22 protein-coding genes and 1 pseudogene are annotated in these 21,036 nt (G+C 66.5%); 14 read left to right on the top strand and 9 right to left on the bottom strand.

Annotation, left to right across the window (positions count from 1 at the left end):
• Position 1: 1 nt before the first annotated feature.
• Both MRB58_RS23090 and MRB58_RS23095 read right to left on the bottom strand, forming a co-directional pair.
• Positions 2-328: a heavy-metal-associated domain-containing protein gene (locus MRB58_RS23090; protein WP_244782166.1), complete on the bottom strand. Its 327-nt coding sequence runs from the start codon at positions 326-328 to the stop codon at positions 2-4.
• 16 nt (positions 329-344) lie between these two features.
• Positions 345-737: a mercuric transporter MerT family protein gene (locus MRB58_RS23095; protein WP_083551893.1), complete on the bottom strand. Its 393-nt coding sequence runs from the start codon at positions 735-737 to the stop codon at positions 345-347.
• 77 nt (positions 738-814) lie between these two features.
• On the opposite strand from MRB58_RS23095, the gene MRB58_RS23100 reads away from it, so the two are divergent.
• Positions 815-1,231: a helix-turn-helix domain-containing protein gene (locus MRB58_RS23100; RefSeq protein WP_244782167.1), complete on the top strand. Its 417-nt coding sequence runs from the start codon at positions 815-817 to the stop codon at positions 1,229-1,231.
• Between the two features lie 227 nt (positions 1,232-1,458).
• Here the strand turns inward: MRB58_RS23100 and arsH are convergent, their stop codons facing one another.
• From arsH to MRB58_RS23125, 5 genes are read right to left on the bottom strand one after another with little or no spacing between them, the layout of a single operon-like run.
• Positions 1,459-2,190 carry an arsenical resistance protein ArsH gene (gene arsH / locus MRB58_RS23105; protein WP_244782168.1) on the bottom strand — a complete coding sequence of 244 codons (732 nt, stop codon included), beginning with the start codon at positions 2,188-2,190 and terminating at the stop codon, positions 1,459-1,461.
• Positions 2,187-3,269: an ACR3 family arsenite efflux transporter gene (gene arsB / locus MRB58_RS23110; protein ID WP_244782169.1), complete on the bottom strand. Its 1,083-nt coding sequence runs from the start codon at positions 3,267-3,269 to the stop codon at positions 2,187-2,189. Before arsB ends, arsH begins: the two co-directional genes overlap by 4 nt.
• Positions 3,266-3,706: an arsenate reductase (glutaredoxin) gene (gene arsC, locus MRB58_RS23115; RefSeq protein ID WP_244782170.1), complete on the bottom strand. Its 441-nt coding sequence runs from the start codon at positions 3,704-3,706 to the stop codon at positions 3,266-3,268. Before arsC ends, arsB begins: the two co-directional genes overlap by 4 nt.
• A complete protein-coding gene (locus tag MRB58_RS23120; RefSeq protein WP_244782171.1) occupies positions 3,703-4,038 on the bottom strand; it encodes a helix-turn-helix transcriptional regulator in 336 nt (111 codons plus the stop codon). The genes arsC and MRB58_RS23120 overlap by 4 nt, the downstream gene beginning before the upstream one ends.
• Positions 4,039-4,094: 56 nt before the next feature.
• Positions 4,095-4,409 carry a hypothetical protein gene (locus tag MRB58_RS23125; protein ID WP_244782172.1) on the bottom strand — a complete coding sequence of 105 codons (315 nt, stop codon included), beginning with the start codon at positions 4,407-4,409 and terminating at the stop codon, positions 4,095-4,097.
• Positions 4,410-4,492: 83 nt separating this feature from the next.
• On the opposite strand from MRB58_RS23125, the pseudogene MRB58_RS23130 reads away from it, so the two are divergent.
• The 6 genes and pseudogenes from MRB58_RS23130 (at position 4,493) to glp (ending at position 12,689) form a co-directional block, all read left to right on the top strand.
• Positions 4,493-5,374: pseudogene (locus tag MRB58_RS23130) on the top strand (PhnD/SsuA/transferrin family substrate-binding protein).
• Entirely contained in the window at positions 5,371-6,819 is a 1,449-nt protein-coding gene (locus MRB58_RS23135) for a sensor histidine kinase (protein ID WP_244782173.1), read from the top strand. Before MRB58_RS23130 ends, MRB58_RS23135 begins: the two are co-directional and overlap by 4 nt.
• Positions 6,806-8,110 (top strand): sigma-54 dependent transcriptional regulator, encoded by a 1,305-nt coding sequence (locus MRB58_RS23140; protein WP_244782174.1) that lies wholly within the window; start codon positions 6,806-6,808, stop codon positions 8,108-8,110. Before MRB58_RS23135 ends, MRB58_RS23140 begins: the two co-directional genes overlap by 14 nt.
• Positions 8,111-8,309: 199 nt before the next feature.
• Positions 8,310-8,837 carry an arsenate reductase (azurin) small subunit gene (locus MRB58_RS23145; RefSeq protein ID WP_244782175.1) on the top strand — a complete coding sequence of 176 codons (528 nt, stop codon included), beginning with the start codon at positions 8,310-8,312 and terminating at the stop codon, positions 8,835-8,837.
• Positions 8,838-8,839: 2 nt separating this feature from the next.
• On the top strand, positions 8,840-11,383 hold the full coding sequence (locus tag MRB58_RS23150; RefSeq protein WP_244782176.1) for an arsenate reductase (azurin) large subunit: 2,544 nt from the start codon (positions 8,840-8,842) through the stop codon (positions 11,381-11,383).
• Between the two features lie 52 nt (positions 11,384-11,435).
• A complete protein-coding gene (glp, locus tag MRB58_RS23155) occupies positions 11,436-12,689 on the top strand; it encodes a gephyrin-like molybdotransferase Glp (protein ID WP_244782177.1) in 1,254 nt (417 codons plus the stop codon).
• Positions 12,690-12,764: 75 nt separating this feature from the next.
• Here glp and MRB58_RS23160 read toward each other — a convergent pair whose 3' ends face one another.
• Positions 12,765-13,481, bottom strand: a complete 717-nt coding sequence (locus MRB58_RS23160) for an IS5 family transposase (protein ID WP_244782178.1) — start codon at positions 13,479-13,481, stop codon at positions 12,765-12,767.
• Between the two features lie 790 nt (positions 13,482-14,271).
• Between MRB58_RS23160 and MRB58_RS23165 the strand changes: the two genes are divergently transcribed.
• From MRB58_RS23165 to MRB58_RS23195, 7 genes are read left to right on the top strand one after another with little or no spacing between them, the layout of a single operon-like run.
• Positions 14,272-15,702, top strand: a complete 1,431-nt coding sequence (locus tag MRB58_RS23165) for a multicopper oxidase family protein (RefSeq protein ID WP_244782179.1) — start codon at positions 14,272-14,274, stop codon at positions 15,700-15,702.
• On the top strand, positions 15,699-16,256 hold the full coding sequence (locus tag MRB58_RS23170) for a L,D-transpeptidase (RefSeq protein WP_244782180.1): 558 nt from the start codon (positions 15,699-15,701) through the stop codon (positions 16,254-16,256). Before MRB58_RS23165 ends, MRB58_RS23170 begins: the two co-directional genes overlap by 4 nt.
• 15 nt (positions 16,257-16,271) lie before the next feature.
• Positions 16,272-16,739 (top strand): DUF411 domain-containing protein, encoded by a 468-nt coding sequence (locus MRB58_RS23175; protein WP_244782181.1) that lies wholly within the window; start codon positions 16,272-16,274, stop codon positions 16,737-16,739.
• On the top strand, positions 16,726-17,412 hold the full coding sequence (locus MRB58_RS23180; RefSeq protein ID WP_244782182.1) for a L,D-transpeptidase: 687 nt from the start codon (positions 16,726-16,728) through the stop codon (positions 17,410-17,412). Before MRB58_RS23175 ends, MRB58_RS23180 begins: the two co-directional genes overlap by 14 nt.
• Positions 17,413-17,417: 5 nt before the next feature.
• Positions 17,418-17,909, top strand: coding sequence for a cytochrome c (locus MRB58_RS23185; RefSeq protein WP_244782183.1), 492 nt, complete (start codon positions 17,418-17,420; stop codon positions 17,907-17,909).
• Positions 17,906-19,954 (top strand): protein-disulfide reductase DsbD, encoded by a 2,049-nt coding sequence (locus MRB58_RS23190; RefSeq protein ID WP_244782184.1) that lies wholly within the window; start codon positions 17,906-17,908, stop codon positions 19,952-19,954. Before MRB58_RS23185 ends, MRB58_RS23190 begins: the two co-directional genes overlap by 4 nt.
• 3 nt (positions 19,955-19,957) lie before the next feature.
• Entirely contained in the window at positions 19,958-20,689 is a 732-nt protein-coding gene (locus MRB58_RS23195) for a DsbA family protein (RefSeq protein WP_244782185.1), read from the top strand.
• Between the two features lie 35 nt (positions 20,690-20,724).
• Here the strand turns inward: MRB58_RS23195 and MRB58_RS23200 are convergent, their stop codons facing one another.
• Positions 20,725-20,925, bottom strand: a complete 201-nt coding sequence (locus MRB58_RS23200) for a heavy-metal-associated domain-containing protein (protein WP_244782186.1) — start codon at positions 20,923-20,925, stop codon at positions 20,725-20,727.
• Positions 20,926-21,036: the final 111 nt, after the last annotated feature.

Consider the following 21,036-nt stretch of genomic DNA (forward strand, 5'->3'; position numbering starts at 1 on the left):
GTCAGACCTTTACGCTGGCGGGATAGCCGGCGCCGGCCGAGGCGGCGCCGATCGCCTCGGGGGTGGCGACGGCAGGATCGAACACGACGGTGGCGGTCCTGGCTTCGAAATCGATCTGCACCGATTGGACGCCCTCGACGCCTTCCATGGCCCGCTTCACCGTCACCGGACAGAGCTCGCAGGTCATGTTCTCGACGGTGAACGTGGCGCTCCGGAGTTCCGCCTGTGCCGACGCCGTCTGGGCGGAAGCAGACGTGCCGAATGGCGCGACGAGCGGCGCGACGCCGAGGATAAGCGCCACCGCGGCGCGGACGAGATGGGATTTCATATCGAATCCTCCTGGTTCAGTAGAGAAAGGGGGCCCACCAGCCGATCGTGATTGCGGCCAGCACCAGAGCGGTGGCAAACCACAGCGCCGTCTTGGTGAAGAGCGCCGAGCCGGGACGCGCACAGTAGGAGCCGGGCTCGCACGCCATCCTCGGCCGGACGTAGACCTGCCAGAACCCGAGCCCGATGAAGACGAGTGCGATGGCCGCAAAGACGGGCTTGTAAGGCTCCAGGGCCGTCAGATTGCCGATCCACGCGCCCGAGATCCCGAGCGACAGGAGCACGAGCGGCCCGATACAGCAGGTGGACGCCAACACCGCGCCGAGGACGCCTCCGGCCGCGAGCCAGCCCTTCCGCCGATCCGGGACATCGCCCGCCAGTGCTGCGCTCTGCTGCTTCGTCATGGCCATCGCTGCGCCCTCTCGATCCGGTGCTCGTCCTTGTGTAAGGTCTGTACCAACTACAGACTCAAGAGGGTTTTTCAGAATTGTCCGATCACGTGTCCGGGAGGGGATTACAGCGCGCTGAGCTGGCCCGGCGAACCGGCTGCAACCTCGAGACCATCCGCTACTACGAGAAGATCGGCATGATACCCGACCCGCCGCGCACGCCGGCGGGGTACCGCGTCTATGACACGAGCCATGTCTCGCGGCTGAAGTTCATCCTGCGCGCCCGGGAGCTTGGCTTCTCGATCGATGAGACACGTGGGCTTCTCGACCTCGTGGATGGCGGCGACCAGACCTGTGCGGAGGTCAAGGAACGCACCGAGCGCCACCTCGCCGATGTGCGTGCGAAGATCGCGGATCTGAAGCGGATTGAGAAAGTGCTATCGGCGACCGCGAAACGCTGCTCCGGCGAGGACGTGCCGGAATGCGCCGTGCTCGAGACGCTCGACGGCTCATGAAGCGCAGCGTTGCGGCCCAAAACGTCGGCCTTGGCGAGCCGCGGCCGTAGGTGGCGACACCTGCTCCCGCATCGCAGCGTAGTCACCAACCAATTCGGCCAGGGCCGACCCTCGGGATCAGCTCAATCTCGGCTGCGCCCGTCTGCCGAAGCTGCCGAAATACCTGATTGCAGATACGCACGCCCCGGTGGGCTCTGCGCCAGCAATTACAGGCCGCCGAGGACCCGCTAGATCGAGCGCTGGTTGACGCGCTTTGACAGCTGCTCTGCGCTTTCCACCCGCTCCGAGTAGCGATCGGTCAGATAAGCCGAGCGGTCGCGGGTGAGATGGGTGAACTTCACGAGTTCCTCCATCACGTCGACGATGCGGTTGTAGTAGGGCGACGGCCGCATGCGGCCGTTCTCGTCGAACTCGTTGAAGGCCTTCGCCACGGAGGACTGGTTCGGGATCGTTACCATGCGCATCCAGCGGCCGAGGATGCGCATCTGGTTGACGGCGTTGAAGCTCTGGGAGCCGCCGCAGACCTGCATCACCGCGAGCGTCTTTCCCTGGGTGGGCCGGATCCCGCCCAGGGACAGCGGCAGCCAGTCGATCTGCGCCTTCATCAGTCCGGTCATCGCCCCGTGCCGTTCCGGCGAGGACCAGACCATTCCTTCCGACCACATGGCGAGCTCGCGCAGCTCCCGGACCTTCGGGTGGTCGGGCTCCTCGGCGTCGGGAAGCGGCAACCCGCGCGGGTCGAACGTGCGCGTCTCGGCGCCGAACCAGCGCAAGAGCCGCCCCGCCTCCTCGGCGGCGAAGCGCGAGAAGGAGCGCTCCCGCAGCGAGCCGTAGAGGAGGAGGACGCGGGGCGGATGGGCCGGCGCCCCTTCGCCCGCGAGCGCGGCGACATCGATCGGCTGCAGCGCGTCCGGGTCGATGTTCGGCAGATCCTCGATCGGCACGGCGTGGTCCGTCATGCGCCGGCCGGGAAGTGGTGGCGCGTGCGATTGGCGAAGGCGACGAGGGACAGCATCACCGGCACCTCGACGAGGACACCGACGACCGTCGCGAGCGCCGCACCCGAGGAGAGGCCGAACAGGCTGATCGCGACCGCGACCGCGAGCTCGAAGAAGTTCGACGTGCCGATCAGGGCGCAGGGGGCCGCCACGTTGAACGGCACCCGCCAGGCCCAGGCCGCGGCATAGGCGATGGCGAAGATGCCGTAGGACTGGATAAGGAGCGGTAGGGCGATCAGCGCGATCAGCACGGGCTGCTCCAGGATCACCTGACCTTGAAAGCCGAAGAGGAGCACCACGGTGGCGAGGAGACCGATCACCGAGAAAGGTTTCACGGCGGCCGTGAAACGCGTAACGGCAGCCTCTGGGTCACGGCTTCCCCGCGCCAGCCAGCGCCGTGTCAGCGCGCCGGCGGCGAGCGGGATCAGGATGTAGAGGCCGACCGAGAGGAGCAGCGTTTCCCATGGCACCGAAAGGTCGGTGACGCCCAGCAGCAGCGCCACGATCGGCGCAAAGGCGAAGATCATGATGATGTCGTTCACCGACACCTGCATCAGCGTGTAGGTGGCATCGCCGCGGGTGAGCTGCGACCAGACGAACACCATCGCCGTGCACGGTGCCGCGCCGAGCAGGATGAGGCCGGCGATATATTGCTGCGCGTCGGCCGGTGCGATCCAGTCGGCGAACAGGACCTCGAAGAAGAGGACGGCGAGGCCGGCCATGGTGAAGGGTTTTATCAGCCAGTTGACGATGATCGTCAGCACGAGCCCCTTCGGCCGGTCGCCGATATGGGAGAGGCTGGCGAAGTCGACCGCCACCATCATCGGGTAGACCATCGCCCAGATCAGCACCGCGACGACGAGGTTGACCGACGCGACCTCGAATCCGGCGAGGGTCTGGAACAGGCCGGGCAGCGTATTGCCGAGGATCAGCCCGGCGGTGATCGCCAGCGCGACCCAGATGGAGAGCCATTTCTCGAAGATGCCGATGCAGCCGGGCGCCTCGCCGAGCGCCGGGGCCGTCGTCTCGGAGGCGCTCATCGGGCAGCCTCAGCCGGCGTGATGCGATGCCCCTCGGCATCGACGACCGGCTCGCCGTCTTCCTTCGTGAAGGCCCCGTGTTGCGGGCTCGGCAAAATGTCGAGCACCGTTTCCGATGGCCGGCAGAGGCGCGTGCCGATCTCCGTCTCCACGATCGGCCGGTTGATCAGGATCGGATGCTCGAGCATCAGGTCGATCAGTTCGTCGTCGGAGAATTTGGGGTCGTCGAGCCCGAGCGCGTCGTACGGCGTTCCCTTGCGACGCAGGAGATCGCGCACGGGAATGCCCATTGCGCCGATCAGCGCCACCAGCCGCTCCCGGCTCGGCGGCGTCTTGAGATACTCGATGATCTGCGGCTCCTCGCCGCTGTTGCGGATCAGCGCGAGGACGTTGCGGGACGTCCCGCAGGCGGGGTTGTGATAGATCGTGATGGTCATGTCGTCTCTCTGCGCGCGCGGATCTCGGTGAGATCGCACGCCGTCATGTCGCCCCCGCAACAGTTGCGGGTGAGGAAGCCGATGAGGTCGTTCATGGTGGCGAAGCTGGCGCTGTAGATCAGCGAGCGACTTTCGCGCCGCACGGCAACGAGGCCCGCGTTCTTCAGCTCCTTCAGGTGGAAGGACAGCGTCGCCGAGGGGAGGCCGAGGGCCTCGCCGATCGAGCCCACGGCCCGTCCCTCCGCGCCTGCCTCGACGAGCAAGCGAAAGATCGCAAGTCGTGTCTCCTGAGCGAGAGCGGACAAAGCCGCCAGGGCGTCTTCATTCTCCATATCTCGATAAATATAGAGATATGGAGAATGTCAATGCCATTCGTCGACCTGACAGCTCAGTCGGTCGGCGGGCTCATTTGCCTGTTGTCGATCGCATCGCCGGCAACTTGCTCGAAATCGACCTGCTCGAAATATGGCACCAGACCGTGTGTGAAGAGGTATCCGCCCACCGGGTTCATGCCGCGCACATATTCCTGGACGAACTCCGACATTCCGGGGACGAGTTTCTCGTGCCGGTTCTTCAGGTAGATGAAGAGCGGTCGCGCGAGAGGGTACTCCAGCCTCGAGATTGTCAGGAAGGCGGGTGCGATGCCGTTGATCGTCGCGGCACGGAGCGTCGCTTCGTGCTCGAACAGATACCCGTAACCCATGATGCCAAGCTTGTGCGGGTCTTTCTCGATGTCGGCGACGATCGCCTCATCATCCTCGCCTGGACAAGCGCTGGACCCTAGGGATGAACGTCGAGAGAAGAGGGGCGACGCGCTCCGGGTTCACCCGTCGCGCGGTGCTCGGCAGCCTATCTGCGCTTCTGGTTCCTTTGCCGGCCCTGAAGGCGGCGGAGACGCTCCGCTTCGGGCTGACGCCGGTCTTCTTGAGCGACGACCTGCAGCTCCTGGCGGACCTCAAAGCCTATCTTGAAACCGCCACAGGCTCTCCCGTCGAGCTCGTCACCCGCCGGACTTATCAGGAGATCACCGCGCTTCTCGTCGCCGGTCAGCTCGATGCGGCATGGATCTGCGGCTTTCCCTACGTGGCCTTTCGCGATCGGCTGACGCTGGCAGCGGTCCCGCTCTGGAGGGGGAAGCCGCTCTACCAGTCCTACCTCATCGCGGAAGTCGGGCGGTCCGTTGCCGGCATCGGCGACCTCGCCGGCGACCTCCACGCCTATTCCGATCCGGACTCGAACTCAGGATTCCTCGTCACCCAGGCGCTCTTTGCCGAACGCGGGTTCGACCGGGGGACGTTCTTCCGTCGCGCGATCTTCACCTAAGGCCATCGCAACGTCGTGCGCGCAGTGGCCGCCGGGCTCGCCCAGTCGGGCTCGGTCGACGGCTATGTGCTCGAGGTCCTCACGAACGTGGAGCCGGAACTCACGCGCCGGGTGGAGATCGTCCGGCGCTCCGAGTGGCTCGGGTTCCCTCCGATCGCTGCCCCGCGCGCGCTGGAGGGAACGGACCGCCTGGTTCGGGTCCGCGAGGCCTTCACCACGATGGCGTCCGCAGAGCTCGGCCGGCGGGTCCTCGCGACGCTCCAACTCGACGGCTTCGTCATGGCCGCGGACGCGCTGTTCGACCCGATCGCGGAAAAGGTCGCTCTCGTCGGCTCGCATTCATGAACTGGCTCCGGCGAATTCCCCTCACGATCAAAGTGCCGCTCCTCGTTGTCGCGCTGATGATCGCGATCAGTGCGGCGATCTCCGAGCGCGTGATGAGCCGTCTCGCTGAGACCCAGGAGCGCCACCTCGGCGAACTCGCCTCGGCCTATCTCGACGGCCTCGCCGGCTCTCTCGTTCCCCATGTTCTCAGAGACGACATCTGGGAGGTGTTCGACACCATCGATCGCTCGCTGGCGCTCTACGAGAGCGTGCGCCCGGTGGAGACAATCGTCACTGGGCGGGACGGCATCGTCCTCGCGGCGACGGATCCTCGCCGGGTGCCGTCCCTTGGGCCGCTGCCGGCGGCGTTCCAAGCGCTTTCCGAGGGCGGTGCGGAGATCGACGAGACGACCGGGCACGCGCGGCTGCGTCGGACGATCCGCTATCAGGGGACAGAGATCGGCGACATCTACACGCTCGTCGATATCGCGCCTCTCCTTGCCGAGCGCGGCAGGGTCGCCCGGATGCTCGTTGCGACCAATGCCGTCCTCACCCTCCTCTTCGCGGCGTTCGGCTATTTCGCTGTCACCCGCATGATCGCGCCGATGCGCATCCTGACGCGGCATATGGCCGGCAGCGCCGGCGCCCCGCCGTCGCCCATCGCGCCGCAGCACATGCCGACTGAGGGGACGGAAGGCCATCGCCTGATGACCGCCTACAACAGCCTCGTCGCCGCCGAGCGCGATCGCACGCGTCTCGCGGCACGCCTGGCGACGGAAGAGCGTCTGACCAGCCTCGGTCGGCTCGCTTCCGGGATGGCGCACGAGATCAACAACCCGCTGGGCGGGCTGTTCAATGCGCTCGACACCGTGAAGCGGCATGGTGACAAGCCGGCGGCGCGGACGCGGGCCGTGGCGCTGATCGAGCGAGGACTCTCCGGCATCCGCGACATCGTCACCGCAACGCTGGAGACCTACCGCCCGGACCGCGCCAGCCGTCCGTTCGGGGCCCGTGATCTTGACGATATCCGTCTCCTGACCGAGGCCGCCACGCGGCGGCGGCAGATCCGCGCCGAGTGGTGCTCGCAGCTCAGTGGCGACGTCCACCTCGCAACCCCTTTCGTCCGGCAGGCGGTTCTGAATCTCGTCCTCAACGCCATCGAAGCATCGCCACCCGGCGGACGGATCGCCGTCACGACGAGCGCTTCCAATGCGGCTCTTTGCATTGCCGTGGCCGACAGCGGGCCTGGCCTCTCGGCAGCTGCCGAACGGATCCTCGCCGACGCGAAAGCTGTGGCGCCGATCGGCGAGCCGGGCGGACTCGGCCTCTGGATGGTGCGGCGCGTGGTCAGCGAGGCCGGCGGCACGATCGGTTGCGGCACCGGCGCCTTGGGCGGCGCCGTCGTCACACTCACCCTTCCCATCAGAACGACTGGCGTGCGGGAGCCGAGCGATGAAGCGGCATGACGCGACGAAGGTTTGGGTGATCGAGGATGATCCCATCATGGGGCAGTCGCTGGTCGACGCGCTGGAGCTGGAAGACTTTGCCGTCGAATTGTTCGAGGACGGGGAGACGGCGCTCCGAGCCTGGGCCGCAGGGGCGGCCCCCGACATCGTCGCCTGCGACATACGCTTGCCCGGATCCTCGGGCGAGGAGGTCTACACCGCGCTCAGATCGGCGGGGTTCGCCGGGCCGGTTCTCTTCATGACGGCCTACGGCGAGATCGACCAGGCCGTCCGCCTGATCCGCGGCGGCGCCAGCGACTATGTCACGAAGCCGTTCGAGATGAAGCTGTTCCTGGAGCGGCTCGCGGGTCTCGCCCCGCAGGCTCGTGGCGCGACGCCGCTCGGTGTCTCGGAGGCGATGCTGGAGATCGACGATCTGATCCATCGCATCGCCGATCAGGACGGCCCGGTGCTCATCACCGGAGAGACCGGCGTTGGCAAGGAAGTCGCCGCCAGACGCCTGCACGAGGTATCGCGGGCGGACAAGCCGTTCGTCGCCGTGAACTGCGCAGCAATCCCGGCGGAACTCCTCGAGAGCGAGCTGTTCGGCTACGAGCGAGGCGCTTTCACCGGTGCGAGCGCTCGCCATGCCGGCTACGCCGAGCGAGCCCGTGACGGCGTCCTGTTCCTCGACGAGATCGCTGAGATGCCGCTGGCGCTGCAGCCCAAGCTGCTCCGCCTCCTCGAGGCGAAGAGCTTCCATCGCCTCGGCAGCGAGAAGGCGACGCCATTCAAAGCCCGGGTGGTCGCAGCCACGAACCGGAACGTCCGCCACGCGGCGCAGGCCGGCCAGTTCCGCGAGGATCTCCTCTACCGCCTCGACATGTTCGCGATCGACATCCCGCCGCTGCGCGAGCGTCCCGACGATGTCGAGTGGCTGCTCGAGGAACTCGTCGGCCCCGCCAGCGCAAACGCCCGCCGCGCCATTCGCCCGCTGAGCGCCCTCGCGATCGAGGCGGCGCGGTCCTATTCGTGGCCGGGCAACGTGCGCGAGCTGCGCTTCAAGCTCGAACGGGCGGTGGTGTTCGCGCAAGGACCGGCGCTGATGCCGGCGGATCTGTTCCCGCCCGCTCGCATAGCTCCCCGCGCGCCGAGTGGGCCGCTCGCCAACATCCGCGACGCGGCGGAGCGCCGCGCGATCGACGGGGCCCTGCGCGATGCCGGCGGCGAGATGCAGGAGGCGGCGAGGCTCCTCGGCATCTCCCGGACGACGCTGTGGGAGAAGATCCGCCGGTTGGGATCGGGCGAATAAACGGCGGGAAGCTGCGCCCGACAGTAAACGACTTGAATGTTCGGAAATCCGAACATCGCCCGCATGATTTCGGGAATTCGAACGAGCGAAGATTGTCGAAAATTACGATTCGGAAGCTATTACAAGAGCTTGCCGAACCTTTTGGTGTTGGCCCGCGGCTCGCAGAAGAGCGGGAAAACGGCAACACAGGAGGGAACGCATGACGCATTGCCATCGAATGGTCGACCTCGGGCGCCGGCAGTTCTTGCGAGGCGGCGCGGTCGCGGCGGTCGCTGGGGCCACGGCGACCATCGCCGGCCCGGCACGGGCGCAGGGGCAAACCGCCGCGAGGGTGGCCTATCCGGAGAACCGCCTCGCCAACCTCTCCGACCTCACCGTCAACGAGCCGCCCTACGTTGCTTATCCGGACGACAATGCTCCGGGCGTCCTCTTCAAGCTCGGCACCAAAGTCGCCGGCGGGGTGGGGCCGGACGGCGACATCGTCGGATTCTCCGCCACATGCCCGCACAAAGGCTTTCCGCTCATCTATTCCGGCCAGAGTCGCACGTTCAATTGCCCGGGCCATTTCTCGGTCTTCGACGCCGAGAAGGGGGGGCAGCAGACCTGGGGGCAGGCGACGCAGAACCTGCCGCAGTACGTGCTCAGGATCGACGATGCCGGCGATATTTTCGCCGAAGGCCTCGACGAGCTTCTCTACGGCCGCACCTCGAACGTTCTGGAGGGCTGAACATGGCGTTCAAGCGCAACATCGACCGCCTGCCGATCCCGCCCGCCAACGCCAAGAAGCACAACGTCGTCTGCCACTACTGCATCGTCGGGTGCGGATATCACGCCTACACCTGGCCAGCGAACAAGCAGGGAGGCACGGGCCCAGACGAGAACGCCTTCGGCGTCGACCTCGCCGTGCAGCAGCCGGCGGAGAGCGAGGCCTGGTACGCCCCCTCGATGTACAACCTCGTCAAGCAGGACGGAAAGGACGTCCACCTCGTCATCAAGCCGGACCACGCTTGCGAGGTGAACTCCGGCCTCGCCTCGCCGCGCGGCGGGCGCATGGCCGAAATGAGCTATTCCGAGCAGCGCAACACTGAGCTGCAGCGCCTCACCGATCCACTGGTCTGGCGCTACGGCCAGCTCCAGCCGACAGCCTGGGACGACGCGCTCGACCTCGTCGCCCGTGTCACCGTGGCCACGATCGCGGAATATGGCGAGGATGGGCTGTTCGTTTCCGCGGCCGACCATGGCGGCGCCGGCGGGGGCTACGAGTTCACCTGGGGCACGGGCAAGCTCTATTTCGACGCGATGAAGATCCGCAACATCCGGATCCACAACCGTCCTGCCTATAACTCCGAGGTCCATGCCACCCGCGACATGGGCATCGGCGAGCTCAACAATTGCTACGAGGACGCCGAGCTCGCCGATACAATCTTCGTCGTCGGCGCCAATCCGCTCGAGGCGCAGACCAACTACTTCCTGAACCACTGGGTCCCGAACCTCAGGGGCATGTCCGGCGGCAAGAAGACCGAGCAGCTCCCGGACGAGCCGCACGCCCCGGGTCGTATCGTCTTCGTCGATCCGCGGCGCACCGTGTCGGTCAACGCGTCGGAGCTCGTGGCCGGTGCGAGCAACGTCCTCCACCTCGCGGTAAACCCTGGCACCGACATGGTGCTGTTCAACGCGCTCTTCACCCTCGTCGCCGACAAGGGTTGGGTCGATCAGGCGTTCATCGACGCCCACACGGCCGAGGCGTCCAGGACGCAAGGCGCGCCCGAGCTTCCGCGAAAGCCCTCGACCAAGGGCGAGGTCGCCGAACTCACCGATTTCCGGCGGGCGCTGGAGGCCAATCGCACCACGCTCGAGAGGGCCGCCGAGATCACCGGCCTCAGCCCCGAGGACATCGAGAAGGCGGCCGCATGGATCGCCGAGCAGAAGGAGGGCGGTGCGCGGCGGCGGACGATGTTCGCCTACGAGAAGGGCCTCATCTGGGGCAACGACAATTACCGAACCAATGGCGCTCTGGTTAACCTCGCCCTCGCTACCGGCAATATCGGCCGGCCCGGCGGCGGTTGCGTGCGTCTCGGCGGCCACCAGGAGGGCTACGTGCGCCCGTCCGACGGCTTCATCGGCTGTCCGGCGCCCTATGTCGACCGCCTGCTCATCGAGGGGCAGGGCGGCGTCCACCACGTCTGGGCGTGCGATCACTACAAGACGACGCTCAACGCCTTCGAGTTCAAGCGCGTCTACAAGGAGCGCACGGACAAGGTGAAGGACGCCATGAGCAGCGTCCCCTACGGCGATCGCGAGGCGATGGTGGAGGCCATCATGGGCGCGATCCGCGATGGCGGCCTCTTCGTCGCCGACGTCGACATCGTGCCGACGAAGATTGGCGAGGCGGCGCACGTCGTGCTCCCCGCCGCGACGTCGGGCGAGATCAACCTCACCTCGATGAACGGTGAGCGGCGGATGCGCCTCACCGAGCGCTACATGGACCCACCCGGCCAGGCGATGGGCGACGGCATCATCGCCGCCCGCCTCGCCAACGCCATGGAGCGCGTCTTCCGCGAGAAGGGTATGTCGGAGGCAGCCGACAAGTTCGCCGGCAAGTTCGACTGGCAGACGGAGGAAGACGTCTTCATGGACGGCTATCACCAGAACGCCGAGGGCGGCGAGCACGTCACCTACGAACGGCTGCGCGCGATGGGCACCAACGGATTCCAAGAGCCGGCCACCGGGTTCGAGGGTGGCCAGATCGTCGGCACCAAACGGCTCTACGAGGACGGCAAGTTCTCGACGGACGAAGGCCGCGCCCGCTTCTGCGTCGCCGAATGGGGCGGGCTCCGCGCGCCGGGCAAGGAGGAGGAGAAGGCGAAGTTCGACTACCTCATCAACAACGGCCGCGCCAACCTCGTCTGGCAGTCGGCCTATCTCGACACCGGCAACGAACTCGTCATGGACCGCTGGCCCTATCCGTTCATCGAGATGAACCCCGGCGACATGGAGAAGGTCGGCGTGAAAGAGGGGGACCTCGTCGAGGTCTGGAACGACGCCGGCTCGACGCAGGCGATGGTCTATCCGACTCCGACGGCCCGTTCCGGTGAGACGTTCATGCTGTTCGCCTACCCAACCGGGGTACAGGGCAACGTCGTGAACGACGGCGTCAACGAGCTGGTGATCCCCAACTACAAGAAGACCTGGGGCAACATCCGCAAGATCGCCGATGCGCCGCGCGGCGTCGCGCACGTGTCGTTCAAGCCGAAGGAAGCCTCCTTCAGCTGATGTGCGGCAGGGCGCTCGGCCTCCGGGCGCCCCTTTCTTGAGGACGCGTCCCATGCTTCTCGACCACACGGCAGGATCCGTCCGCGCCGTTCGCCAACCTCTTCTCGATGTCGCCGCGGTGTCCAGTTTCATTTGCGCGCAGGTCCCGCGGATGGGCGGCCGCGAGATCGTCTCCCTTGCGCGAGCACGGGGGCGCGTCGCCGCGGCCGATATTGCGGCGCCGATGGCCTTGCCACTGTTCGACCACGCGGCGGTCGATGGCTACGGCCTCGGCGCGGCGAGCCTGAGCGCGGTCGCCACGCCCATCCCCGTCGATCGCCCGATCCGCGCCGGCGATCCGCCCGGAGGTCCCGTTCTCGGATGCGTGCGCATCCTGACCGGCGCGCCGGTGCCACCCGGAATGTCGGCCGTCGTCATGCAGGAGCACGTGGAGCGCTCCGGCGGTGCGATCAGCCTCTCGCAGCCGGTTCGGCCCGGGGCGAACATCCGCCGGGTCGGCGAGGACCTCGCGTCGGGTGACGTCGTCGTTCGCGCCGGTCAGGTCCTCGATGTCCGGCACGTGGCCTTGCTCGCAGCTCTCGGCCTCGACGAAGTCGCGGTCGCAAGGCGCCCGTCGGTCGCGATCGTGGCCCTCGGGAACGAGATCATCGAGCCCGGTCGCCCGCGAGCCGACAATCAGATCTACGATTTGAACTCGTCCATGGCGGCCGCCTTCTTCGAGCGTCATGGTTGCGAGGTCCGGACGATCGCGCGGGTGCCGGACGACCCGGGTCGGATCGAAAAGGCGCTGGCGGCGGTCGCGGGGACGACCAATCTCCTCATCACCAGTGGCGGAATGGCCGACGGCGACGAGGACCATACCCGCACCGCTCTGACCACTCTCGGAGGTACTTGGCGGACGCTCGGGATCAAGATGAAGCCGGGCAAGCCGGCTGCGCTCGGCGAGGTGTCCGGGACCACGGTTCTCGGGCTCCCTGGCAATCCATTTGCGGCCCTTGTCGGTCTGGTCGTCGTCGGCTTACCGATCCTGGAAGCGCTCGACGGGCGCAATCCGTTGCCACCGATGGTGCCTGCGAGATCAGCGTTCGAGCTCGACAGGCTGCCTGGCCGCGCCGAGTTCTTCCCTGCGTGCCGCCTCACTGCAGCCTCCGGATTGACGATGATCGACCGGCTCGGCAAAGGCGGATCGGCTCGGCTCAGCCCCCTCATCGAGGCGGACGCTCTCGGCTACATCGAAACCAGCACCGGGGACATTCGCCGCGGGAGCCGCCTCGGATACGTGCCGTTCGAGAACCTCTTCCATTGAAGAGGGCCTCCGTGCCGCATCGACCGGTGTTGGGGGGCCGGCCCCCGTGTGTCAGATCGGGGTCCTGCGGCAGGATCATCGATCGCCGCCAAGGAAGTTGGCAGCGAGGCGGTCGTAGCGGGTGGCAATGCGACGGAAGTCCTTGAGCCGGCACCACATCCGCTCGACGACGTTGCGAAGGCGGTAGGTGGCACGGTCGTAAGGCAGCGGCGAGCGGCGGGACGTGGTCGAGGGAATGACCGCCTCGGCCCCACTGTCGGCAAGGCGGTGGCGCAGGTGGTTGGCGTCGTAACCACGGTCTGCGATCAGCCGCTCGACCGGTCCGGCGAGGTCGACGAGCCGGGCCGCGAGCGTGATGTCCTCGACGTTGCCGGCCGTCAGCAGAAGGACGCGCGAGCGTCCCGTCGCGTCGGTCAGGGCATGCAGCTTCGAGGTTCTGCCGCCGCGGGAGCGGCCGATGGCCTGTCCCCTCTTCCGCCGGCGGCGGAGCGGTGCGCCCGCACGTGGGTCGCGTCGATCGCCGCCGTCTCGGCCGCGGGAGCTCGCGAGACCAAGGCGTCGAAGATCGCCTGCCAGACGCCCTGCTGGCTCCAGCGGTGGAAACGGGTGTAGACCGTGGTCGGCGGGGCCGTACGGCGCCGGCGTGTCTCGCCAGCGCGCCCGCGGCAGCATGTGCACGATCCCTGACAGCACCCGCCGGTCGTCGACCCGTCGCGCACCGCAACGCCCCAGCGGAAGGTGCGGTTCGATCCGCTCCACCTGCACGTCGCTCAACCAGAATAAATCCGCCATGTCCGATCCCTCGTTGGGATCGGTACATTGCCGGCGAACCCGTTGGATTGGATTCGGAGTCTAGCGAACATATCTCTACCCGCCGCATCTTCGCGGCTTTAGACGTACTCGGCCACACGACATACGCAGAAAACCATCACGATCGGCGACCCATTTCAGCTCATGAAAGGACGCAGTCGTGCAACGTTGATTGCGCGCAATAGGAATCAAACACCTGCTATTGACAGTTCGCGGAAGCAGAGCCATCAACATCAGATGCGTCTGTTCGCCGTCATACTCCACGCGTTGATCGTAGCGGGGCTCCTTCTGAGCAATCCCGCCTCCGTCCGCGCGGCTCCCGCGATGTCGGGATCGCCAAACGACACGGTGATGACGATTGCGAAGAGTGACGCCAGTTCAATGTCGCCATGCTTCGACGGTCACTGTCCCGACGGGAAGACCTCCATGCCGGAGTGCCCCGCCAACCTCACGTCTTGCGGCGGCTCCGCGATGCTCGCTGTTGATCCGTTCGTTCCGGGTTTCATCCGTACGTCAGGGGGTATTCCCTGCAGCGTGGTGTGGAATGCGACCGTTGTGCCGCCTCGGCACGATCCACCACCTCCGAGATTTTCCGCAAACACGGTCTGAGCGCTGCGCGCCGTCTTCTCGGCGAACGGTGTGACTCCGACCCAACGCCCATCGACTTGTCGCCGGTGAGAGCGTGTGTCCGCCCAAACAAGGGCGGTGTTGCGGGTCACTTCCCCGCTTGTCTCGCCATTCACGCATAAAGTGATGGCTGCGGAAGATCACCATGAGACCCTTTTCCGGCGTTGCGATCACGCGGCGCACGATCCTCGCTGGCGCCGCCGCCAGCCTCGCGAGCTTGTCCACCACGCACCAAACACTCGCAGCGGGCATACCCGCGCGACTTATCGCTGCCCCAGGCCGCCAAGCGCTCGAGTTCGGCAAAGCCACCCGACTGGTGGACACCTGGAGCTACAACGGCACAGTTCCAGGCCCGCTCCTTCGATATCACGTAGGCGATCGGCTGGAGGTCCTGTTCGAGAACCGCCTCGATGAGCCAACCTCGGTCCACTGGCACGGACTCAGGCCACCGAACGCGATGGACGGCGCCGCACCCCTGACACAGGCTCCCGTGGAGCCGGGCGGTTCAATGAACTACGCCTTCGACCTCGCCGACGCCGGCACCTACTGGTACCACACCCATTTCCGCGGCTGGAACCAGCAGGACCGCGGACTCTATGGCATCCTGATCGTCGATGAGCGCAAACCGTTTAAGGTCGACCGAGACGTTCTTCTCGTTCTCGACGACTGGGTGATCGACCGTGGCGGTCGCCTCGACACCGACCTCGGTCAGATGCACGAGTGGGCGCACGCCGGGCGCCTCGGCAACCTAGCGACGATCAACGGCAGCGCTAACGCAGCGGTACCTTTGACGCCTGGCGAGCGTGTGCGATTCCGGCTCGTCAACGTCGCCAACGCGCAGATCTTTGCGCTTCTGTTCCCCGGCCACGCCCCCGTCGTTATCGCTGAGGACGGCAATCCGGTGGCGCCAAGAGCCGTCGGTGAAGAGCCGCTCATTCTCGGCCCCGGTCAGCGCGTCGACTTGGTCCTCGACGCAACAGGCAAGGCAGGATCGATGTACCCCATCAAGGCCTACACGCTGACCGATGAGGTCACGCTCGGCCAGTTCGCATACCGCGATGAGCCGGGCGGCAGCGGCCTTATCGGTACCGAGGTCACGCCCCTGGAGGCGAACGCGCGGCCGGCCCTCGCAATCGCCGAGGCCCAGCGGATCGAACTTCGTATGGAAGGCGGTGCGATGGGCCGCATGCGCGGTGCGATGATGGGGGGACGCATGATGGGAATGCGCGACCTTGTCGCCAACGGCCGCGTTTGGGCATTCAACGGCGTCGCAGGGGACATGGAGACGCCGCTCGTTTCGCTGAAGCGTGGCGAGTCCGTCGTCGTCGACTTGATCAACGACACCGCGTTTCCGCACGCGATGCACCTCCACGGGATGCACTTCCGCGAGATCGAGCGGAACGGCGTGCCGGTAGACGGACCGTGGCGGGACACCACCGTCATGGCGCCGGACGATCGCGTCTCGATTGCCTTCGCCGCCGAAACAGCCGGCAAGTGGATGCTTCACTGCCACATGATCGAACATCAGGCCGGCGGGATGATGACGTTCGTCGACGTCAAAGGGGACGCCGCATGAGCGCACCTTCGCGTCGCGAGGTTTTCGCCGGCCTTGCAGCGAGTGTTTTCGCCGTGGCGCTACCGTCTGGTGCGGAGGCGCATCCCCGTCCGGTCACGCCACCTACCATCGTCGGCTTTCGCACGCGCGCACCCGCTGGGGCGATCGTGGTGCACACAGGCGAACGGCGTCTCTACTTGATTCTGGGTCGAGGCCGGGCGCTCGAATACGTAATCGGCGTCGGTGGCGCAGGGCGATCGTTTCGCGGCTCGGGGCGCATCGGGCGCAAAGTGACCTGGCCGAGCTGGACACCGACGGAGAACATGATCCGCCGCGAGCCGCAAAAGTACGCGAGGTTCGCAGGCGGGGTTCCGGGTGGACTTGGCAACCCGCTCGGCGCCCGTGCGCTCTACCTCTACCGCGGCGGTCGCGATACGATGTACCGCATACACGGCACCAACGATCCGACGAGCGTCGGTCGCGCGGTCTCGAACGGCTGTATCCGCCTCCTCAATGCTCACGTCGAAGACCTCTACACCCGCGTCTCGATCGGCGCGCCGGTGTACGTCCAGTAAAGTTCGGAGTTTTCCATGTTCAGTGCAAAGTACGTCGCCGCAGCGCTCTTCGCCGGAACGATCGCCGGATGGGCGCAGCCTGCTGCTGCCGGCGATCCGTCTGCCTACACCATGCACGTCTACAAGACGCCTTGGTGCAGCTGCTGCGGCGCGTGGACGGACCACATGAAACGCCTTGGCTACAAGGTCGAGGTGACGGAGCTGAACGACCTCGCTCAGTTGCGCAAGCAGGCCGGTGTCCCCGACGAGGTCCAGGGCTGCCACACCGCGGCCATCCAGGATTATGTCTTGGAGGGCCACGTGCCGCCAGAGGCGATCGCCAAGCTCCTCGACGAGCGGCCGAAGGTCCATGGGATCTCTGTCCCCGGCATGCCGCAGGGCTCCGTTGGCATGGGCGACGATCCGCGCGCGCAGTACGATGTCGTGACGTTCGACGCCGGTCCAGCCTCGAACAGCCGGGTTTTCTACCGTGCAGGGCATTAATCTGATCGGCCGCCGCGCGTTTCTCGTCGGAGGCGGCGCCGCGCTGCTCGGTGGCTGTACCGTTGCGCAAGCACCCGCGCCGCAGGTAGCTGCCACCTCACGCGTGCCCCCGCTGTACCGCGAGATGTACGGCGCCCGGCCGGACGAGCGGTTTGCCATTCCGGCGGTTGATCTCTCCAAGGTCGATCCGCGGTTCTGGCGGCGGGAGGTGGCTGATCCGACGGGAGAGCGCGCCGGTACAGTCGTCGTCGATACCGGGAGCTATTTCCTTTATTGGACGATGGAAGGCGGCAGGGCGATGCGCTATGGCGTCGGCCTCGGTCGCGAGGGGTTCGGCTGGAACGGCACCGCGACGATCGAGCGGAAGGCACAGTGGCCGACTTGGACGCCACCGGCCGAGATGATCGCGCGCGAACCAGAGCTCGAGGAATATCGAAACGGGATGCCGCCGGGTCTCGGCAACCCGCTGGGCGCACGGGCGCTCTATCTCTACCAGAACGGCCGCGACACGCTCTACCGCCTGCACGGCACGCAGGAAGCCTACTCGATCGGCCGCGCGGTATCCTCCGGCTGCGTCCGCCTTCTGAATCAGGACATCATCGACCTGCACATGCGCGTGCCCACCGGGTCGCGTGTCGTGGTGCGGCCGCCCAGCCAGTCGCTGCTCGGGTGAACGCCATGACCAAGAAACGTCCCTTCATCATGCTTGGCGTCGGGTTGCTCGTCGGCGCGACCGCCATCGCCGCGGTAGCGTTCTGGCTGCAGACTCAGACGGCGCCGGCGATCGCACTCGCTCCGGACGATGCGACCGTGGTCGCACAAGGTGCAAACGTCTATGAGGCGCAGTGCGCCTCGTGCCACGGCCCGAACCTCCAGGGCCAGCTGAATTGGCGTGAGCGCGGCGCGGACGGCCGGCTTCCGGCCCCTCCGCACGACGAGACCGGGCACACCTGGCACCACCCTGACGTGCTGCTCTTCAAGCTGACCAAAGAAGGGCCGCCGAAGGAGATGGGCAACGGCGAGCCCTACTACTCGAACATGCCGGCGTTCGGGGGCGTCCTGAGCGACGACGAGATCGTTGCAGTCCTTTCCTACATCAAGAGCCGCTGGCCGGAGGACGTTCGGCGACGGCATGACGAGCTCAACCGCCAGATGGCGGGGATGCAATGACGATCGCCACCCGCATCGCCTGTGCGCTGATCCTGCTGGCGCCGTTCAGCGCATCGGCCGTCGCCGCAACGCCGTGGCAGGAGGGGGCAAACAGTGCGGCCCGTCTCCACATCGCACGAGATGCATCGGGCGACATCGTCGCCGGGCTTGAGGTGCGTCTCGACGATGGTTGGAAGACGTACTGGCGCTCCGCCGGATCAACGGGCCTTCCCCCTCGTATCCAGACGGAGGGCTCGCAGAATGTCGGCGAAGCCCGCGTCGTCTTCCCGGCACCGGAGCGGTTCGTGGCCTTCGGCATCGAGGCCCTGGGCTACGAGCACGGAGTCACACTGCCGCTTCGGATCAATCTGGCGGACCCGGCTCGAGGCGCGCGGCTGGACGTTCAGGCAGACTTCCTTGTCTGCGGCAAGGTGTGCATCCCGACGCATTTTTCATTCGCGGCGACGATTCCCGCCGATTCATCATTCCTGCCAGCGATCGCCGACACACCCATCGCGGCCGCGCTGGCGCGTGTGCCTCGTCCCGCTCTCGATGAGAATGTCGCGCTGGCACAACTTGTCCCGGCTGCCGAAGGTCTTAAGGTTGAACTGAAGTCGTTCGGCGAAGGTGGCGACCTCACCGGTGCGCTGATCGTGGCGGAGGTCGAGGGCGCCAACCCGTTGATCGGCAAGCTTGGCGCCAGGGGAGGCGGCCGTTTCACGGCGACGCTCATAGGCGTGCCGCCCCCGCCGGGCACTGCCGTGCGTCTCACCGTTGCGGATGAAGACCTGGCGCTCGACCTTTCGGGCACGGTGACGGATGCTGTCGCGGCGGAGCCGACGACGGGCGGCTACAGCCTTGCCGCGATCCTCGCAATCGCGTTCCTCGGCGGTCTCATCCTCAACGTCATGCCCTGCGTCCTGCCGGTGCTGTCGATCAAGGTGGCGGCGCTTTCTCGCGCAGCGGCTCTCGATAGGGGACAGCAACGTCTCGCATTTCTGGCAACGGCAGGTGGTATTGTCACCTTCATCGCAGTCCTCGCAGTGGCGCTCGGGACGCTCAAAGCGTTCGGCCGGGACGTGTTCTGGGGAATGCAGTTTCAAGAGCCGCTCTTCGTCGGGTTTCTCTTCGCGCTCTTCGCGCTGATGACGCTGAACCTTGCCGGCGTCTTCGAGATCCGCCTGCCCGACGGTATGCAGAACCGGCTTGGCCGACTCGGCCGAACCGGCGATTTCGCCGACGGCTTCGTGATCGCGCTCCTCGCAACGCCGTGCAGCGCGCCGTTTCTCGGAACCGCCATCGCCTTCGGGCTCGCCGGGGGAGCTAGCGCGCTCGCGGCGACGTTCGCGGCGCTCGCTGCTGGCTTTGCGTTTCCCTACGTCCTCGTTGCCGCTGTGCCGGGAGCCACGAGGCTTCTGCCGAAGCCGGGGCGGTGGATGGCACGGCTCCAGCGCGCACTCGTCGTGCCGATGCTGGCGGTCGTCGCCTGGCTTGGGTCGATCCTCTTTGCTCAGGTGGGCGTCGGTGTCCTGATCGCCCTCGCAACCGGGAGCCTCGCCGTTGCAGCGGTCCTACGCCGTCCGCGCCCGGCGACGGTCGGATTGGGTGGCGCTGTGATCGCCGCGTGCGTCCTGGTCGTCGTCGCGAATGTCGGCTCGGCCTCGGTCGGCGGACCTTCCGAGAACGCGGGGCACTGGCAGCCGTTCGACAGGGAGGCGATCGAGGGACATGTCGCACGCGGTCACGTCGTCTTCGTCGACGTGACCGCCGACTGGTGCATCACCTGCGTCTACAACAAGGCGGCCGCGCTCGACCGGGAACCCGTCGAGGCCCTTCTCGCCCGGCCGGACACGGTCGCGATGCGGGCCGACTGGACGCGGCCCGACGACGCGATCGCGGCGTTCGTGAAGGACCACGGCCGCTACGGCATTCCGCTCGACGTCGCATACGGCCCAGCTGCGCCGAACGGCATACTTCTTCCAGAAATCTTGACTATCGACGCCGTCCGGAACGCGATCGCCGCCGCGCGCGGGCGAACCGGCACCATGGCAAAGACCGGAGAATAGACCATGCTGAGACTGTTCATCGCCGCTGCAGCGGTCGGCCTGTCTGTCGTGAGCGCATTGGCCGACGGGTTGAGCGCCGGGGAGAAGGATGAGGTCCGTGCGCTCATCCGCGACCACCTTCTCGAAAATCCCGAGATTCTCGCCGAGGCGTTTGAAGCCCTGCAGGCGAAGCAGAGGGCCGCGGATGAGGAGGCGGTGAAGGGCGCTCTCGCCGACCTCGGTGAGACGTTGCGCAACGCGGGAGACGATCCTGTGGGCGGGAATCCGGACGGAACGATCACGGTCGTAGAATTCTTCGACTACAACTGTCCGTACTGCCGGAAGGTGAAACCCGAGGTAATAGAGTTCCTCGAGAACGACGACCGGATCCGGTACGTATTCAAGGAATTTCCGATCCTGTCGGCGTCGTCAGCCCAGGCCGCGCGGGCTGCGCTTGCCGTGTGGGCGAGCGCTCCGGACAGGTACTGGGACGTGCATCAGGCGCTTATGGGCCATGAAGGAACGCTGACCGAGGCCCAGATCCAGGCGGCCATCGAAGGAGCAGGACTCGACTGGAGCGAGATCGTAGCGCGCGGCGATGCCGACGACATCACCGCCAAGATTCGCGAGACGATGCAGGTCGCCGGGCGCCTCAACATCAACGGGACGCCGAGCTTCGTGATCGGGAACGAGGTGATTCCGGGCTTCGTGGACGCGAAGCAGCTGGAGGCAGCTGTCGCCGCCTCCGGCGAATGAGCAAGGTACGCCAGCGCCCGGCTCCCGGACATGCCTTACCGGACGATGGCCGGGAAGCCCGCCTTTTCGAGCGAGGCGAGGATGTCGGCCTCGCTGGCGCGCGTCTCGACGACCGCCTCGTGCGTCGCGAGATCGGTCCTGACGGTCGCATCCTTGTCGACCTTTTCGACGGCGCGGGTGACGCCGTTCACGCAGCCGCCGCAGCGCATCGTTGGGATCGAGATCGAGAGTTTCATGACGACATCTCCAGTTCATCTCTCGCCGGGAAGTGGGGCTTCCCACCGTGGGAAGGTCAAGATGACGGCGGCATACATTCTTTCGAGGACCGCGCTTGACCTTCCCATCAT

The sequence above is a fragment of the Acuticoccus sp. I52.16.1 genome, assembly GCF_022865125.1.
Taxonomy (GTDB): Bacteria; Pseudomonadota; Alphaproteobacteria; order Rhizobiales; family Amorphaceae; genus Acuticoccus.